This window comes from Pseudomonas sp. P108 (assembly GCF_032613195.1).
Lineage (GTDB): Bacteria > Pseudomonadota > Gammaproteobacteria > Pseudomonadales > Pseudomonadaceae > Aquipseudomonas.
In genome coordinates this window covers 6,370,354-6,386,307 of the sequence record NZ_CP126691.1, presented here as the reverse complement: position 1 = coordinate 6,386,307, position 15,954 = coordinate 6,370,354, and the positions used below count along the sequence as shown (strand labels likewise).

At 60.7% G+C, this 15,954-nt stretch carries 17 protein-coding genes and 1 pseudogene; 13 read left to right on the top strand and 5 right to left on the bottom strand.

The window, feature by feature from the left end; genetic code table 11:
- Positions 1–81: 81 nt before the first annotated feature.
- On the bottom strand, positions 82–327 hold the full coding sequence (locus QOM10_RS28385; protein WP_008084565.1) for a TIGR02647 family protein: 246 nt from the start codon (positions 325–327) through the stop codon (positions 82–84).
- Positions 328–587: 260 nt separating this feature from the next.
- Entirely contained in the window at positions 588–872 is a 285-nt protein-coding gene (locus QOM10_RS28380; RefSeq protein WP_316917306.1) for a hypothetical protein, read from the bottom strand.
- 123 nt (positions 873–995) lie between these two features.
- On the opposite strand from QOM10_RS28380, the gene QOM10_RS28375 reads away from it, so the two are divergent.
- The gene (locus QOM10_RS28375; protein WP_150749826.1) at positions 996–1,655 is read left to right on the top strand and encodes a glutathione S-transferase family protein; all 660 of its coding nucleotides are present in this window, start codon (positions 996–998) and stop codon (positions 1,653–1,655) included.
- A 128-nt stretch (positions 1,656–1,783) separates the two neighbouring features.
- Here the strand turns inward: QOM10_RS28375 and argH are convergent, their stop codons facing one another.
- Positions 1,784–3,178: an argininosuccinate lyase gene (argH, locus tag QOM10_RS28370; RefSeq protein WP_007911110.1), complete on the bottom strand. Its 1,395-nt coding sequence runs from the start codon at positions 3,176–3,178 to the stop codon at positions 1,784–1,786.
- Positions 3,179–3,451: 273 nt separating this feature from the next.
- Here argH and QOM10_RS31435 point away from each other — a divergent pair.
- The 8 genes and pseudogenes from QOM10_RS31435 to rsd form a co-directional block, all read left to right on the top strand.
- Positions 3,452–3,655: pseudogene (locus tag QOM10_RS31435) on the top strand (sensor histidine kinase); the annotation flags it as partial.
- Positions 3,652–4,398, top strand: a complete 747-nt coding sequence (locus QOM10_RS28365; protein WP_127930203.1) for a LytR/AlgR family response regulator transcription factor — start codon at positions 3,652–3,654, stop codon at positions 4,396–4,398. The pseudogene QOM10_RS31435 and the gene QOM10_RS28365, both read left to right, overlap by 4 nt.
- Before the next feature lie 137 nt (positions 4,399–4,535).
- A complete protein-coding gene (gene hemC / locus QOM10_RS28360; RefSeq protein ID WP_127930202.1) occupies positions 4,536–5,477 on the top strand; it encodes a hydroxymethylbilane synthase in 942 nt (313 codons plus the stop codon).
- The gene (locus QOM10_RS28355; protein WP_127930201.1) at positions 5,474–6,235 is read left to right on the top strand and encodes a uroporphyrinogen-III synthase; all 762 of its coding nucleotides are present in this window, start codon (positions 5,474–5,476) and stop codon (positions 6,233–6,235) included. The genes hemC and QOM10_RS28355 overlap by 4 nt, the downstream gene beginning before the upstream one ends.
- Before the next feature lie 16 nt (positions 6,236–6,251).
- Positions 6,252–7,394 (top strand): uroporphyrinogen-III C-methyltransferase, encoded by a 1,143-nt coding sequence (locus tag QOM10_RS28350; RefSeq protein WP_316917305.1) that lies wholly within the window; start codon positions 6,252–6,254, stop codon positions 7,392–7,394.
- Positions 7,391–8,629: a heme biosynthesis protein HemY gene (locus QOM10_RS28345; RefSeq protein ID WP_127930199.1), complete on the top strand. Its 1,239-nt coding sequence runs from the start codon at positions 7,391–7,393 to the stop codon at positions 8,627–8,629. The genes QOM10_RS28350 and QOM10_RS28345 overlap by 4 nt, the downstream gene beginning before the upstream one ends.
- A 218-nt stretch (positions 8,630–8,847) precedes the next feature.
- On the top strand, positions 8,848–9,399 hold the full coding sequence (locus QOM10_RS28340; RefSeq protein ID WP_127930198.1) for a disulfide bond formation protein B: 552 nt from the start codon (positions 8,848–8,850) through the stop codon (positions 9,397–9,399).
- 183 nt (positions 9,400–9,582) lie between these two features.
- A complete protein-coding gene (gene rsd / locus QOM10_RS28335) occupies positions 9,583–10,041 on the top strand; it encodes a sigma D regulator (RefSeq protein WP_127930197.1) in 459 nt (152 codons plus the stop codon).
- 59 nt (positions 10,042–10,100) lie between these two features.
- Here rsd and QOM10_RS28330 read toward each other — a convergent pair whose 3' ends face one another.
- Positions 10,101–10,766 (bottom strand): FKBP-type peptidyl-prolyl cis-trans isomerase, encoded by a 666-nt coding sequence (locus QOM10_RS28330; protein ID WP_316917304.1) that lies wholly within the window; start codon positions 10,764–10,766, stop codon positions 10,101–10,103.
- A gap of 192 nt (positions 10,767–10,958) precedes the next feature.
- Here QOM10_RS28330 and QOM10_RS28325 point away from each other — a divergent pair, with 192 nt between their 5' ends.
- Positions 10,959–12,188 carry an AlgP family protein gene (locus QOM10_RS28325; protein WP_127930195.1) on the top strand — a complete coding sequence of 410 codons (1,230 nt, stop codon included), beginning with the start codon at positions 10,959–10,961 and terminating at the stop codon, positions 12,186–12,188.
- Here the strand turns inward: QOM10_RS28325 and QOM10_RS28320 are convergent.
- Positions 12,185–12,646: a TIGR02444 family protein gene (locus QOM10_RS28320; protein ID WP_127930194.1), complete on the bottom strand. Its 462-nt coding sequence runs from the start codon at positions 12,644–12,646 to the stop codon at positions 12,185–12,187. The genes QOM10_RS28325 and QOM10_RS28320 overlap by 4 nt on opposite strands.
- A gap of 50 nt (positions 12,647–12,696) precedes the next feature.
- On the opposite strand from QOM10_RS28320, the gene QOM10_RS28315 reads away from it, so the two are divergent.
- The 3 genes from QOM10_RS28315 to QOM10_RS28305 all read left to right on the top strand — a co-directional run bounded on the left by QOM10_RS28315 (position 12,697) and on the right by QOM10_RS28305 (position 15,944).
- Positions 12,697–14,607, top strand: coding sequence for an ATP-binding cassette domain-containing protein (locus tag QOM10_RS28315; protein WP_127930193.1), 1,911 nt, complete (start codon positions 12,697–12,699; stop codon positions 14,605–14,607).
- Positions 14,607–15,188, top strand: coding sequence for a mechanosensitive ion channel family protein (locus tag QOM10_RS28310; RefSeq protein ID WP_095119850.1), 582 nt, complete (start codon positions 14,607–14,609; stop codon positions 15,186–15,188). The genes QOM10_RS28315 and QOM10_RS28310 overlap by 1 nt, the downstream gene beginning before the upstream one ends.
- A gap of 123 nt (positions 15,189–15,311) precedes the next feature.
- Complete coding sequence (locus QOM10_RS28305; protein ID WP_095049367.1) at positions 15,312–15,944, top strand: LysE family transporter; 633 nt, start codon at positions 15,312–15,314, stop codon at positions 15,942–15,944.
- Positions 15,945–15,954: the final 10 nt, after the last annotated feature.

Sequence of the window (15,954 nt, the reverse complement as noted above, 5' to 3'; positions counted from 1 at the left end):
CGTCAGATTTCTATCGCGGACGACCGGGCAGGCCCGCGGAAATCCCGTGGCAGGAGTTCCCGTGGGCGAAGTCGGGGAGAATCAGGCGGTTTCTTGCTCTCTCAGAATGGTCAGCACGGTTTGCACATTTTGTGCGGCATCGCGACCGAGGCTGGTCAGATAACCGCCATCAGGCTGATCCGTCAGGTCTTTTTCAAAGAGGCGTTTGGCGGCAGAAATATGTTTCGGGGCAGCGGTCTGATGAATTTTCAAACCTTCCTGGGAACTGTCCAGGGGAAAGAGTGCGAGGACTTCCAGTTCGGCAACCAACTCAGGGGTAAGCGACATAAGGACTCCAGACTTTCTAGGAATTGGACGACAGCGTCCCTAAGGTGAACCCGCTTTTGCGGCATGTCCAGTGCTCAGATCAGGGATTTTGTCTTGAGGCGAATTCCAGTGTAGTCGGGGCTCAGGCGCAGGGCCGATAGATGGGTGACAAATTGTGTGGGAGCGAGCTTGCTCGCGAAAGCGATGTGTCATTCACCAAATAAGTTGACTGATAAAACGCCTTCGCGAGCAAGCTCGCTCCCACAGGGGGGAATGTGTTGTTACTGCTTTTCGGGTGGCAGCTCTGGCAATGCACGCAGCGCCGCTTCGTACCATTCGGTATCAAATGCACGGTCTTCATCGAGCATCGCGTCAATCTCGTAAGCCAGCACATGCGCCATCAGATTGAGGATCTCTTCGCGCGGAGTGCCCACCAGGGTCAACTTGTTGAACGTCGCTTTCGCCGCTGGCGGGTTGTCGCTTTCGATCTGGTTCTCGATGGCTTCGATCAACGTAGCCTCGGTGAACTCTTCTTCGTCGTTGTCGATGTCTGTCGGCTCGCTCATGGCAGGCTCCTCATGGAAAGGCGCCAGTTTACCCGCATTCAGCGGGGTGATGCTGCTGGCGCGATTCGCCTGCACGATCTATAAACAGGCCCTGCCCACCCCGCACGGCCTGGAGGCTATGTGATGTTCAAGCTCTACGGATTCTCAGTCAGCAACTACTACAACATGGTCAAACTGGCGCTGCTGGAAAAAGGCCTGCCGTTCGAAGAGGTCACGTTCTATCCGGCGCAGACACCGGAATCTCTGGCCATCAGCCCGCGCGGCAAGGTCCCGGTGCTCGGCGTAGACGCCGGTTTCATCAACGAAACCGCGATCATCCTCGAATACCTCGAGCAAACCCAGAAAGGCACGCCGCTGCTGCCGAGCGATCCGTTCGAGCGCGCGCAGGTGTTGGCGATTGCCAAGGAAATCGAGCTGTACATCGAACTGCCGGGACGCGCCTGCTATGGCGAAGCGTTCTTCGGCATGACCCTGCCGGAGGCAATCAAGGAAAAAACCAAAACCGAATTGCTGCTGGGTTTTGCGGCGCTGGGCCGGCATGGCAAATTCGCCCCGTACGTGGCGGGCGACAGTTTGAGTATTGCCGATTTGTACTTCCTTTACAGCGTGCCGCTGGCCTGTGCGGTCGGGCAGAAGCTGTTCGGGATCGATTTACTGGCGGAGATGCCGCAGGCGAAGGCGTTGCTGGAGCGGCTTGAGCAGAATCCGCATGTGCAGAGGATAGCGGCGGACAAAGAAGCGGCGATGCCTGCGTTTTTAGCGATGATTGCTGCGAAGAAGTGATTTTTCTGCTGTTCTGAAGATCGCATTCGCGAGCAGGCTCGCTCCCACAGGGGATTTTTGTCGGCCACAAATTCTGTGTTCAACAAAAATCCAACTGTGGGAGCGAGCCTGCTCGCGAAGCTTTTGCTTTAGCGGCTGGCGATCAGGGCCTGACCGCGCACCACAGCTGCCTTGACCTGCGCCGGCGCAGTGCCGCCGATATGGTCGCGGGCATTCACCGAGCCTTCCAGGGTCAGCACGGCAAACACGTCCTGTTCGATCTGATCACTGAACTGGCGCAGTTCTTCCAGGCTCATCTCGGCCAGATCCTTGCCAGTGTCCACACCATATTTCACCGCGTGGCCAACGATTTCGTGGCAATCACGGAACGGCAGACCACGGCGCACCAGATAATCCGCCAGGTCGGTCGCGGTGGAGAAACCGCGCAGCGCCGCTTCACGCATGATCGCGTGCTTCGGTTTGATCGCCGGGATCATGTCGGCAAAGGCGCGCAGCGAGTCGCGCAGGGTGTCGGCGGCGTCGAACAGCGGCTCTTTGTCTTCCTGGTTGTCCTTGTTGTAGGCCAGCGGTTGGCCTTTCATCAAGGTCAGCAGGCCCATCAGTGCGCCGAATACACGGCCGGTCTTGCCACGCACCAGCTCTGGCACGTCAGGGTTTTTCTTTTGCGGCATGATCGAGCTGCCGGTGCAGAAACGATCCGGCAGATCGATGAACTGGAATTGCGCGCTGGTCCACAGCACCAGCTCTTCGGAGAAGCGCGACAAGTGCATCATCGCGATGCTCGCGGCCGAGCAGAATTCGATGGCGAAGTCACGATCGGACACGTTATCCAGCGAGTTGCCGCCGACGGCGTCGAAACCCAGCAGTTGCGCGGTGTATTCACGGTCGATCGGGTAGGTGGTGCCGGCCAGCGCGGCGCTGCCCAGCGGCATGCGGTTGGTGCGCTTGCGGCAGTCAACCAGACGCTCGTAGTCGCGGCTGAGCATTTCGAACCAGGCCAGCATGTGATGACCGAAAGTCACTGGCTGCGCGGTTTGCAGGTGGGTGAAGCCCGGCATGATGCTCGCGGCTTCGCGCTCGGCTTGTTCCAGCAGGCCTTTTTGCAGGCGGGTGATTTCAGCGAGGATCAGGTCGATCTCGTCACGCAGCCACAGGCGGATGTCGGTGGCGACCTGGTCGTTGCGGCTGCGCCCGGTGTGCAGCTTTTTGCCGGTGACGCCAATGCGATCGGTCAGGCGTGCTTCGATGTTCATGTGCACGTCTTCGAGGTCGATGCGCCAGTCGAACTGGCCGGCCTCGATTTCGCCCTGAATGGTCTTCAGGCCATCGATGATGCTGTCGCGCTCGGCATCGGTCAGCACGCCGACCTTGGCCAGCATGGTGGCGTGGGCGATCGAGCCCATGATGTCGTGGCGATACAGGCGCTGGTCGAAAGTGACGGAGGCGGTGAAGCGGGCGACGAAGGCGTCGACGGGTTCACTGAAGCGGCCGCCCCAGGACTGATTGGTCTTGTCAGTGCTCATGAATTCGCTCGTATCGGCTTGAAGAAAAAAGGCGTGAAACGCTGGCGCGGATAATAACAGGGTTGCCCAGACTGTCGCTGACACCGGTCGATACGTTTTTTTCTCATCGGCTCAGTCATAGTCGGCGCTGGCCCTGGCGGATTTGCGCAAGGATATTTTTCGATTGAGCAATATCGGCCCGACGAGCGTCTACAGTAGGACATAAGGGTCGGCGCGGCTGCGGATCGCGCAAAGGTCTGACCGCCGACTATAAGAAGAGGGGGGTGGGTGTAATTGTCCTTCGGCAATCCCCGTGAGAAACGCAGGAAACAGCGGGCTTCGAGCAGTACGACCCGGACACTGGCAAATATTGCTGGCCGACGTACGGCACTTTTTGGCGCTCGGGCTAGTCTTAGCGTGGATCGCGGTGACGGACGTCACTTCACCTGTCTACGCTATCCTTGTGCGAGACTCACGCAGGAATCCAGCGCAATATGAATGTCCTGATCGTTGATGACGAACCACTGGCTCGCGAGCGCCTCAGCCGAATGGTGAGCGAGCTCGAGGGTTATACAGTTCTGGAGCCCAGCGCCACCAATGGCGAAGAGGCGTTGGTACTGATCGACAGCCACAAGCCGGATATCGTACTGCTCGATATCCGCATGCCGGGCCTCGATGGCCTGCAAGTCGCTGCCCGTCTGTGCGAACGCGAAACGCCGCCGGCCGTGGTGTTTTGCACCAGCCCCGATGAATTTGCCGTGGAAGCCCTGCAGGCCAGCGCCGTGGGCTATGTGGTGAAACCCGTGCGAACCGAACATCTGCATGACGCCCTGAAACGGGCTGAACGTCCCAATCGGGCGCAACTCTCGGCCCTGACCCGTCCTGCTGCCGAAAGCGGCACCGGCCCGCGCAGCCACATCAGCGCCCGCACCCGCAAAGGCATCGAACTGATCCCGCTGGATCAGGTGGTCTACTTCATCGCTGACCACAAATACGTGACCCTGCGTCACGAAGCCGGCGAGGTGCTGCTGGACGAACCGCTCAAAGCCCTTGAAGACGAATTCGGCGAGCGCTTCGTGCGTATCCACCGCAACGCGCTGGTCGCCCGTGACCGCATCGAACGACTGCAACGCACACCACTGGGACATTTTCAGCTGTTCCTCAAAGGTCTCAATGGTGATGCGCTGATTGTCAGCCGTCGGCATGTGGCCGGTGTGCGCAAGATGATGCAGGGGCTGTAGCCCGGTCATTTCGGGCGGCCTCTCTTTCCTTTACCAGGCATTGCCGGCCAGGGAGGCCGCGCCGTTTCTGATTCAAGTCAAAGTGGATTTGGCTGAGCTGTTATTATCCGCCGTATCTATTCAGTACGGATTGATCCATGTCCTCTCGCGAAATCCGCATCGCCACCCGTAAAAGTGCGCTGGCCCTCTGGCAGGCCGAATACGTCAAAGCCCGTCTGGAAGCGGCCCACCCGGGCCTGCTGGTGACGCTGGTGCCCATGGTCAGTCGCGGCGACAAGCTGCTCGATTCGCCACTGTCGAAAATCGGTGGCAAGGGCCTGTTCGTCAAGGAACTGGAAACTGCGCTGCTGGAAAACGAAGCCGACATTGCCGTCCACTCGATGAAAGACGTGCCGATGGACTTCCCGGAAGGCCTCGGCCTGTTCTGCATTTGCGAGCGTGAAGATCCGCGCGATGCCTTCGTTTCCAATACCTATGCCAGCCTGGAGGCGTTGCCTGCCGGCAGCATTGTCGGCACGTCGAGCCTGCGTCGTCAGGCACAGTTGCTGACCCGTCGTCCGGACCTGCAAATCCGCTTCCTGCGCGGCAACGTCAATACACGTCTGGCCAAGCTCGATGCTGGCGAGTACGACGCGATCATCCTTGCTGCGGCCGGTCTGATCCGCCTCGGTTTCGAAGATCGCATCACTTCGGCGATCAGCGTCGATGACAGTCTGCCAGCCGGTGGCCAAGGCGCAGTCGGCATCGAATGCCGCAGTGCCGACACTGAAATCCACGCCTTGCTCGCACCGTTGCATCATGCCGATACCACGTCGCGGGTGACCGCCGAACGTGCCCTCAACAAACATCTGAATGGCGGCTGCCAAGTGCCGATCGCCTGCTACGCCGTACTTGAAGGCGAGCAGTTGTGGTTGCGTGGTCTGGTCGGTGAGCCGAGTGGCGGCAAGCTGCTCAGCGCCGAAGCCCGGGCGCCGCGTGCCGATGCCGAAGCGTTGGGCGTGAAGGTCGCCGAAGACCTGCTCAGCCAGGGCGCCGACGATATTCTCAAAGCGGTTTACGGCGAGGCAGGTAACGAGTGACTGGCTGGCGCCTGCTGCTGACGCGCCCTGCGGAAGACTGTGTGGCGCTGGCCGAGACGTTGGCCGGGCAGGGGATTTTCAGTAGCTGTTTGCCGCTTCTGGACATTGTTCCGCTGCCGGTCTCTGCCAAAATCCGTCAGGCGATTGCGCAGTTGCCGAGTTGCAACGCGGTAATCGTGGTCAGCAAACCGGCGGCACGCATTGCGCTGGATCTGCTCGATGGCTCGCCCTCGTTGACGATGCCTTGGTTCAGCGTCGGCGCGGCGACTGCACAGATTCTTCGCGATTATGGTCTGGACGTCAGCTTCCCGGCGGACGGCGATGACAGCGAAGCCTTGCTGCAATTGCCGCGTCTGCGTGCAGCGGTGAGCCAGCCCGGGGCGCAGGTCTTGATCCTGCGCGGAGAGGGCGGCCGTGAGCTACTCGCCGAGCGCCTGCGTGAGCTTGGTGCTAGTGTCGAGTATCTGGAATTGTATCGACGTGACTTGCCGGCCTATCCCCCGAACGAACTGTCGCGGCGGATCGAAGCGGAACGCTTGAACGGGCTGGTGGTCAGCAGTGGACAGGGTTTCGAGCACCTGCGCCAGATGGCCGGTGATGCCTGGCCGACAATCGCGCAGTTGCCGTTGTTTGTTCCAAGCCCTAGGGTCGTCGAGCTGGCAGGTGCCGCCGGGGCTCAAACAGTTGTGGATTGCCGCGGCGCGAGTGCCGCGGCTTTGCTGACGGCGTTGCGGGAGCATCCCGAACCCGTTTACTAATGCAAAGGATGGATACGTGAGCGAAACAGCCTTGCCCAAAGATGATGTCCAGCCTGTGATTGAAACCCAGGTTGAAACTCCACCGCCGGCCACAGAGCCGCGCCGAGGCAATGGATTGGCCATCGTCGCCTTGTTGCTCGGCGCCGCCGGCGTCGCGATCGGTGGCTGGGGTGTCTGGCAGGTCCGTCACCTGCAGACCAATACTCAGCAGCAGTCCGGTGAAGTGCAGGCATTGAACGATCAGGCGCAGAGCCTGAAGCTCAATGAGCAGCGCCTGACCGAGCGCCTCGCGCAACTGCCGGGGGCCGACGAACTTGCCGAGCGCCAGCGTCTGGTGACGCAACTTCAGGGCGATCAACAGCGCCTTAATCAACGCCTGGAGACGGTTCTCGGTGCCAGCCGCAAGGACTGGCGTCTGGCCGAGGCCGAGCATCTGCTGCGCCTGGCCAGCCTGCGGCTGTCGGCGTTGCAGGACATCAGCAGCGCTCAGGCGCTGGTGCAGGGCGCTGACGAAATCCTCCGTGAGCAAAACGATCCCGGCTCTTTTGCCGCTCGCGAGCAAGTGGCGAAAACCCTCGTAGCGCTGCGCAGCACTGCACAACCGGATCGCACCGGTCTGTTCCTGCGTCTCGGCGCATTGCGTGATCAGGTCATCGACCTCACCGAGCTGGCGCCGGAGTACAAGGATCGCGGCGAGTCGCTGCTGGGCCTGACCGCCGACGGTGACGGCGCCAGTCGTTGGGCGCAGTGGTGGGATCAGGTTTCGCGCTACATCCGCATCGATTTCAACGCTGACAAAAACGTGCGGCCGCTGCTGGCCGGGCAGAGCCTGAGTCAAGTGCGTCTGGCCCTGAGCCTGGCGCTGGAGCAGGCGCAGTGGGCCGCTCTCAACGGGCAGGCGCCGGTCTACACCCAAGCCATGGCCGAGGCTCGCGATGTGCTCAAAGGCAATTTCAATCCGGACAATGCGCAAAGCAAAGTGATGCTGGAACAGGTCGCCGAGCTGAGCAAGGAACCGGTTACGGTCACGACGCCGGACCTGACCGGCACGCTGAGTGCGGTGCAAGCCTATCTTGAGCGGCGCAACGTCAACGCTGAAGAGTCAGTGAAACCTTTCGCCAAACCTGCCGCCAACACCGCGCAGGAGGCCACGCCATGAAGCGCTTGTATGTGATCGTGTTTCTGGTGATCGCGGCGACGGCGGCGCTGGGTCTGGCGATTGCCGAGCATTCCGGTTACGTGCTGGTGGCCTACAAAAGCTTCCGCTACGAGTCGAGCCTGTGGGCGACACTGGCGGTAATCGCTGTGCTGTGGTTGCTGATCTGGGGCATCAAGGCGCTGGTCGAGCTGGTCATGACGTCGAGCGGTGTGGTCAATCCATGGTCGCGACGCAACCGCAGCCGGCGTGTGCAGGTGGCCATCGAGCATGGCCAACTGGATCTGGCCGAAGGTCGCTGGGCCAGTGCTCAGCGTCATCTTTATCGAGCGGCTGAAGCCGAGCGTCAGCCATTGCTGTACTACCTCGGTGCTGCCCGCGCAGCCAATGAGCAAGGCAATTACGAAGAGTGCGATCGATTGCTGGAGCGTGCACTGGAGCGTCAGCCGCAGGCGGAACTGGCGATCGCTCTGAGTCATGCGCAGTTGCAGACCGACCGTGGCGATACCGACGGTGCCTTGGTGACTCTGCAAGCGATGCATGATCGTCATCCGCACAATGCGCAGACGCTGCGTCAGTTGCAGCGCTTGTATCAGCAGCGCGGCGAATGGTCGGCGGTGATTCGTTTGTTGCCGGAATTGCGCAAGGACAAAGTCCTGCCGCCCGCCGAACTGGCAGAGCTTGAGCGCCGCGCCTGGGGGGAAAACCTGTCGCTGGCAGCGCAGCGCGAAGAGGACGGGAGTGTTGGCTTGCAGTCGCTTACACGTGCCTGGCAGCAGCTCACTTCGGCGCAGCGTCAGGAGCCGCCGCTGGTGCTGGCATACGCCGAACAGCTGCGTCAGCTGGGTGCTCAGGTCGAAGCGGAAGAAGTGCTGCGCACGGCCCTCAAGCGCAAGTACGACAGCCATCTGGCCCGTCTCTACGGTCTGGTGCGCGGTAGCGATCCGGCCCGTCAGTTGCAAACTGCCGAAGGCTGGCTGAAGGATCACCCGAACGATCCGAGCTTGCTGCTGACCCTTGGCCGCCTGTGTCTGCAAACCAGCCTGTGGGGCAAGGCGCGGGACTATCTGGAAAGCAGCCTGCGTGTGCAGCGCAATCCTGAAGCCTGTGCGGAACTGGCACGGCTGCTCGCACAGCTGGGCGATACCGAGCGCAGCAATCAGTTGTTCCAGGAGGGTCTGGGGCTGCTGGATGAGCGCCTGCTGGCCGCGCCATTGCCGGTTCCGGCGCACGTCTGAAGTGGCGGGGGAGGCAGCTCCCTCGCTTACCTTTTGTGGTTGAAATTTCAACTTCAGTGAGCGCCCGAGGCGAATTCCTACAACTGACTACACCGATTCCTCTCGAACCTGTCGGGTTTTCCCTACACCTCTGGTGAACTGTCGGCAGGGCCTCGCCTTGAAAGGCTGACACGCTTTCCTCTACCGTAACCGTCTGTCTCTACTGTTACGGAAAAGCCATGTCGTTGGCCTGCTCACGCTCCTTGTTCTTCATGGCTTTCACTGCGGGGGCCTTTGCTCTGGGAGCTTCCTATTATCTTGAATATGCTGTTGGTCTGACGCCGTGCAGCCTGTGCCTGGTGCAGCGCCTGTTCCTCACGTTGCTGTGTGTATCCAGTGGCCTGGCGGCGGTGCACGGCCCCAAGCGTGTCGGTTTGTGGCTCTACTGGCTGTTGACGCTGGGCGCGAGTCTGGGAGGTACCACGGCTGCCTGGCGGCAGGTGCTGATCCAGAGCGATCCGCTGCTGCAACTGCTCAATTGCGCGCCTGCCCCGGAGCTGTTGTTCACTGGTCTGCCCTGGATCTGTGCGTTGCAGCGGATGTTTAGCGGCGGTGCCGATTGTGCGGAAATTTCCTGGACGTTGTTCGATCTGAGCATCCCGGAATGGAGCCTGCTGTTCTTTGTCGCGGTATCGATTCTGGCGGTTTATCAATTGTTGCGGCTGGTCTGGAGTGCTCTGCAACGACCGCTCAGCGGCGAAGCGTCGCACCCGGTGCTGCTGCGGGATTAAACACTTGTATGAACTTTATCTCCTGCGTACCTTGAAGCCATAGGCGTGCGGGCATAATCTGGCCCGCACGTGTCATTGGATTTATGTTGCTCGATGACGCTCTGCCCGGCCGACCCCCAAGGCAAAATCAAAAGAGGGGCGCGGGTGTAGAGCAGCATGACCCACAAGGGAAGAGAGATCGCCATGCTCGAAAGTTGTCAGAATGCTCAGGAACGCTGGGGTGGAGTTCATCTGCTGATCGACCGCTGGTTGCAGGAGCGTGAAGATCTGATCGGTGCCTACGACAAGCTCGGCGCAGAGCCTGATTCGCTGTCCGAGAGCCGCAAGCCCTTGCAGGAGTTCTGCGGCGTGTTGGTCGATTACGTGTCGGCCGGGCACTTCGAAATCTACGAACAGCTGACTGGCGAAGCCAAGGCGTTCAACGACAAGCGCGGCCTCGAACTCGCCGAGACGATCTATCCGCGCATCGATGTCATCACCGAGAAGCTGCTCGCGTTCAACGACCTGTGCGATGAGGGCAAATGCGTAGCGGAGAAGTTCAAAGAGCTCGGAGGCCTGCTGCACGAGCGCTTCGAACTTGAAGACTGCCTGATTGAAGTGCTGCATACAGCACACAAGGAAGAAGATCCGGTTCAGGCCTGATCCCGAACCCTGAACAAAAAAACGGTGCGCCCGAAAGCGCACCGTTTTTTATTGCCTGCTCAACTCGTCGCGCCGCGTAATTCCACTTCAAACACCAGCGGTGTGAACGGTGCGATCAAGTCGCCGGCACCGTCGGCGCCATAGGCCTGATCGGAGGGAATCACCAGTCGCCATTTCGCACCGACTGGCATGTTCTGTAACGCGGTGCGCCAACCGGCAATCACGCTGTCGAGATTGAACCATTGCGCCTGAGTGTTCTGGTCGAACACTGTGCCGTCGGGTAGTCGCCCGACATACAGCACCTGCACTTTTCCATCGGGACCGGCCTTGGTCCCCGTGCCAGGTGTCAGCTCGGTGAGCAGGATGCCGTCGGCCAGTTCCTTCACGCCCGGTTTGGCTTTTTCAGCGGTGAGAAAACGTTGCTCGTTTTCCATCGCCGCGTCGCTCGAAGGCTGCGCAGAATGTTCGGCATTTTGCGCTTCATGATCGGCCAGAATCTGTTCGATACGCGCTTCGCTCAGCGCCAGCGGCTTGCCTTGATAGGCTTGTTGCAAACCATCGACCAGTGCCTGAATCTGCAATTGCGGGACTTCCTGGCGCAGCCGTTCACCGAGGCTGGCACCGAGGCTGTAGGCCAGATCGTGAGCATCGTTCGCGGTGGTTTTTTCGTCCGCATGAGCGGCCGAAACAAGCATGCAGAGGGATAAAAAAAAGTAGCGCGACATGGGCACACTCCGTCCTGAGATGCGGTGGATTATGCCAGCGCGAACGTCTGCAACGGTGAACTGCTTTTGCCTTCACGCAGAACATTTTCGATTCGGTGCAACGCAACGCAATCGATACTGTCAAGATGCCCTAGCGGCGGTAACTGCAGAGGTCTAGTATGAGCCGCACTCACGTCAGCCAGGAGGTAAACCATGTCGGCCACCAAGAAGCCTGTAAATACTCCGTTGCACTTACTCCAACAACTCTCGGGCAGCTTGCTCGAGCATCTGGAAAACGCTTGCTCGCAAGCCTTGGCTGATGCTGAAAAACTGCTCGCCAAACTGGAAAAGCAACGCGGCAAGGCGCAAGAAAAACTGCACAAGTCCCGCACCAAATTGCAGGACGCAGCTGCCGCCGGTAAAGCCAAGGCACAGACCAAAGCCAAAGGCGCCGTGAAAGAGCTGGAAGACCTGCTCGATGCCTTGAAGGATCGTCAGTCGGACACTCGCAGCTACATTCTGCAACTCAAGCGCGATGCTCAGGAAAGCCTGAAGCTGGCCCAGGGCGTGGGCCGCGTTCAAGAAGCCGTGGGTAAAGTGTTGTCCACCCGCGCCGCCAAACCGGCAGCGGCACCGGCGAAGAAAGCAGCTGCCAAACCTGCTGCTGCAAAAGCTCCAGCGAAAACCGCAGCGGCCAAGCCTGCTGCAAAAGCTGCTGCTAAAACCGCTGCCAAGCCAGCTGCAAAAGCACCGGTGAAAGCCGCTGCAAAACCAGCTGCCAAAGCGGCCGCAAAACCTGCAGCGAAGAAACCTGCTGCGGCGAGCGCTGCAAAACCAGCAGCTAAAACCACGGCGGCAAAACCTGCTGCGCGTACTGCCGCTGCCAAGCCGGCTACCCGTGCCGCCGCTGCTAAACCAGCCACCAAACCAGCTGCAGCAAAAGCTGCTCCAGCGAAAACCGCCGCTGCCAAACCGGCCGCTAAACCTGCTGCCAAAGCTGCCGCAAAACCTGTTGCTAAAACTGCTGCTGCAAAACCAGCTGCCAAGACTGCCGCTAAACCAGCTGCCGCCAAACCTGCTGCAAAAGCACCAGCTAAAGCTGCTGCCAAACCAGCCGTGAATGCCGCTGCCAAACCAGCAGTCAAGCCTGCCGCAAAACCAGCCGCTAAACCGGCCGCTGCTGCCAAACCAGCGACTGCTGCTAAGCCTGTTGCTGCAAAACCCGCCGCCAAGCCTGCCGCAAAACCAGCAGTTAAAAAGCCAGCCGCTGCCAAACCAGCCGCTGCCAAACCGGCCACCGCACCCGCCGCAAAACCTGCCGCACCGACAACTTCGGCTGCGCCAGCTGCACCGGCACCTGCCGCTACTACCTCGACCCCTTCGACTGCGCCAACGCCAGCCGCTGTGTCGAGCGTCAGCAACAACCCAACCAGCGCTTCCTAAGTGCCGGTAGCCGCGACGCGCAGCACTTGCAGCGCGTCGCGGTTCGGGTTGGCCGCTGTGCCGGCCAAACCTTCAAGCCAGGTCATTGAACCTGCGTCGTTTCGCGTCCACTCCTGCGCCACACCTTCAAGCCGTGACAGCAGCGCTCGCTCAGCTTCCAGCTCGAGTGATTTGATCTGCTCGCGCATGCCGTTCAACACCGCATCATCCAGCGCACGCGCTTTCCATTGCATGCGCAGTGTTCGCAGCGGCTGCACCACTTCGATATCCCACGGCTCGGTCAATGCCTGAAGCACGCCAATGCGGTGTTCATCGCAGGTCACCCCGCGTTGTTCCAGCCATAAACCGCAGAGCAGCAGGCACACGTTGGCGCCCGCCGTTTGCAGTTGCAGGCAGGCATCTTCCACACCCGCTCGGGCGTAGGTGGCAAGGGAAAAGCTCCACAGGTCAGAGGACATCGTGCTACTCGCGCCAGTTGTGAGCGAAGCTGGTAGACTCCGCCGCCATTATGATCCGACTTCAGAACCTGACTTTACAGCGTGGCCCGCAACGTCTGCTAGAAGACGCCGAGCTGACCCTGCACGCCGGCCACAAAGCCGGCCTCATCGGTGCCAACGGCGCCGGCAAATCCAGCCTGTTCGCCTTGATTCGGGGTGAGCTGCACCCGGATTCGGGTGACTGCTACTTGCCGGCCGACTGGCGCATCGCTCATATGCGCCAGGAGATCGAGACGCTCGAGCGGCTTGCCGTCGACTATGTGCTCGATGGCGACCTGCGTCTACGCGAGGTGCAACGTGACCTCGCCGCCGCCGAAGCGGCGCATGACGGTGCCGCTCAGGCTCGTCTGCACGCCGAACTCGACAGCGCCGACGGCTACACCGCCGATGCGCGAGCGCGCAAGCTGCTGGCCGGTCTGGGTTTCACCAACGAGCAGATGGATCGTCAGGTAGGCGATTTCTCCGGTGGCTGGCGGATGCGTCTGAATCTGGCGCAGGCATTGATGTGCCCATCGGACTTGTTGCTGCTCGACGAGCCGACCAACCACTTGGACCTCGACGCCATCATCTGGCTCGAAGAGTGGCTGAAAAGCTACCCGGGCACCTTGCTGCTGATTTCTCACGACCGCGATTTCCTCGATGAAGTCGTCGATCACGTCGCGCATGTCGATCAGCGCAAGATCACTTTGTATCGCGGCGGCTACACCGCATTCGAACGCGCCCGTGCCGAGCGTCTGGCCCAGCAGCAACAGGCCTACGAGAAGCAGCAGGCGCAACGTGCGCACATGGAAAGCTACATCGCCCGCTTCAAGGCGCAAGCGACCAAGGCCCGTCAGGCGCAGAGCCGGATCAAGGCACTGGAGCGGATGGAAGAGCTGTCGGCGGCCCACGTTGATTCGCCGTTCGATTTCGTCTTCCGCGAGTCGACCAAGATTTCCAGCCCGCTGATCGACCTGTCCGATGCGCGTTTGGGCTACGGCGACAAAACCATCCTGGAGAAGGTCAAGCTGCAACTGACCCCGGGTGCGCGGATCGGCCTGCTGGGTCCGAACGGCGCGGGTAAGTCGACGCTGATCAAGAACCTCGCCGGCGAGCTGTCACCGCTCGGCGGGCGCCTGACCCGTGGCGAGAACACCGTGGTCGGCTACTTCGCTCAGCATCAGCTCGATTCGCTGGATTCCAAGGCCAGCCCATTGCTGCACTTGCAGCGTCTGGCGCCGACCGAGCGTGAGCAGACCCTGCGTGACTTCCTCGGCGGTTTCGACTTCCGTGGCGCGCGCATCGACGAGCCAGTGCTGAATTTCTCCGGTGGTGAAAAGGCGCGTCTGGCCTTGGCGCTAATCGCCTGGGAACGGCCGAACCTGCTGCTGCTCGACGAACCGACCAACCACCTCGATCTGGAAATGCGCCTGGCGCTGACCATGGCGCTGCAGGAATTCAGCGGTGCGGTGCTGGTGGTGTCTCACGATCGGCACTTGCTCAAGAGCACCACCGACAACTTCTACCTGGTCGCTGACGGCAAGGTCGAAGAGTTCGATGGCGACCTCGAAGACTACGCGCGCTGGCTGGTGGAATACCGTCAGCGCAATGCCCCGGTCAGCAACACCCCGGTGAACCCGGACAAGACCGACAAGAAGGCCCAGCGTCAGGCGGCGGCTGCGTTGCGTCAGCAACTGGCCCCGCACAAGCGTGAAGCCGACAAGCTCGAAGCCGAACTGGGCAAGCTTCACGAGAAGCTCGCCAAGGTCGACGCCAGCCTTGGTGACAGCGACATCTACGAGCCGGCGCGCAAGAACGAATTGCGTGATCTGCTCGCCGAGCAGGCCAAGCTGAAGGTTCGTGAAGGCGAGCTGGAAGAGGCGTGGATGGAAGCCCTCGAGGTGCTGGAAAGCATGCAGGCGGAGCTGGAGGCGCTGTCCTGATGGAAGCGTTCAAGCTGCCGCTACCGGCGGTGTGGGTCGAGCCGGTCTGGTTCACGGTGCAGATTCTGCTGATCCTGCTGGCCGGTTACCTCACCCAGCGCTTCGTCGCCAAAGGCCTGACAAGATTGGGTGAGCGCTATCCGTTCCCGCCGCAGTTGCTGATGCCGCTGCGTGGTGTGCTGCGCTGGCTGATCATGGGCAGTGCACTGATCTTTGTGCTGGAACGTCTCGGTGTCTCGGCCACGGTGCTGTGGACGGCGCTGTCGGGTTTCGTCGCGGTGGCAGCGGTCGCGTTCTTTGCGATGTGGAGCGTGCTGTCGAACCTGCTCTGCGCGATTCTGATCTTCACGGTCGGGCCGTTTCGGTTGGGGGATATCGTCGAGCTGGTGGACACCACGGACAAGCCAGGCGTGAAGGGTCGAGTGGTGGCGATCAATCTGCTCTACACCACGTTGATCGAGGCTGAAGAGCTGGGGACTGGCAGCGCGATGGTGCAGGTGCCGAACAGCTTGTTCTTCCAGCGCTCGGTACGGCGTTGGCGTGGGACGGATGTGTTTCCGTCGAGCGGTTTCGAGAAGTAGATTCTGCGGCGTCTGTTCTGACGCCTTCGCGAGCACCTGCAACATTCAGCAAAAAATCGGTAGTCATCCATTCAAACCCGCATTAGCTTAGGCATTTGTCACGAGCATGAGTCGAGGTGTGCGATGGAGCTTCAAACATGGCTGGCGTTTTTTGCCGCCTGCTGGGTGATCAGTCTGTCCCCGGGTGCTGGCGCCATTGCGTCGATGTCCAGCGGTCTGCAATACGGTTTCTGGCGCGGTTACTGGAACGCCCTCGGCCTGCAGATTGGCCTGGCGGTACAAATCGCGATTGTCGGCGCCGGTGTCGGCGCGATCCTGACCGCTTCGGCCACGGCCTTCCACGCGATCAAGTGGTTCGGTGTGGCTTATCTTGTTTATCTGGCCATCAAGCAATGGCGCGCGCTGCCCATGGACATGAGCGATGACGCGGCGGTGCGGCCGATCGGCAAGCCGCTGGCGCTGGTGTTCCGCGGCTTTCTGGTGAACATCAGCAACCCCAAGGCTCTGGTCTTCATGCTGGCGGTGCTGCCGCAGTTCATCAATCCGCACGCGCCGCTGCTGATTCAGTACGTGGTGATCGGTGTGACGATGATCTTCGTCGACCTGATCGTAATGGCGGGCTACACCGGTCTGGCGTCGAAGGTCCTGCGTCTGTTGCGCACACCGCAGCAGCAAAAGCGCATGAACCGCACGTTTGCCGGGTTGTTCATCGGCGCGGCGGCGTTTATGGCAACGTTGCGCAAAGCGGCGGCATAAACATCGCGGG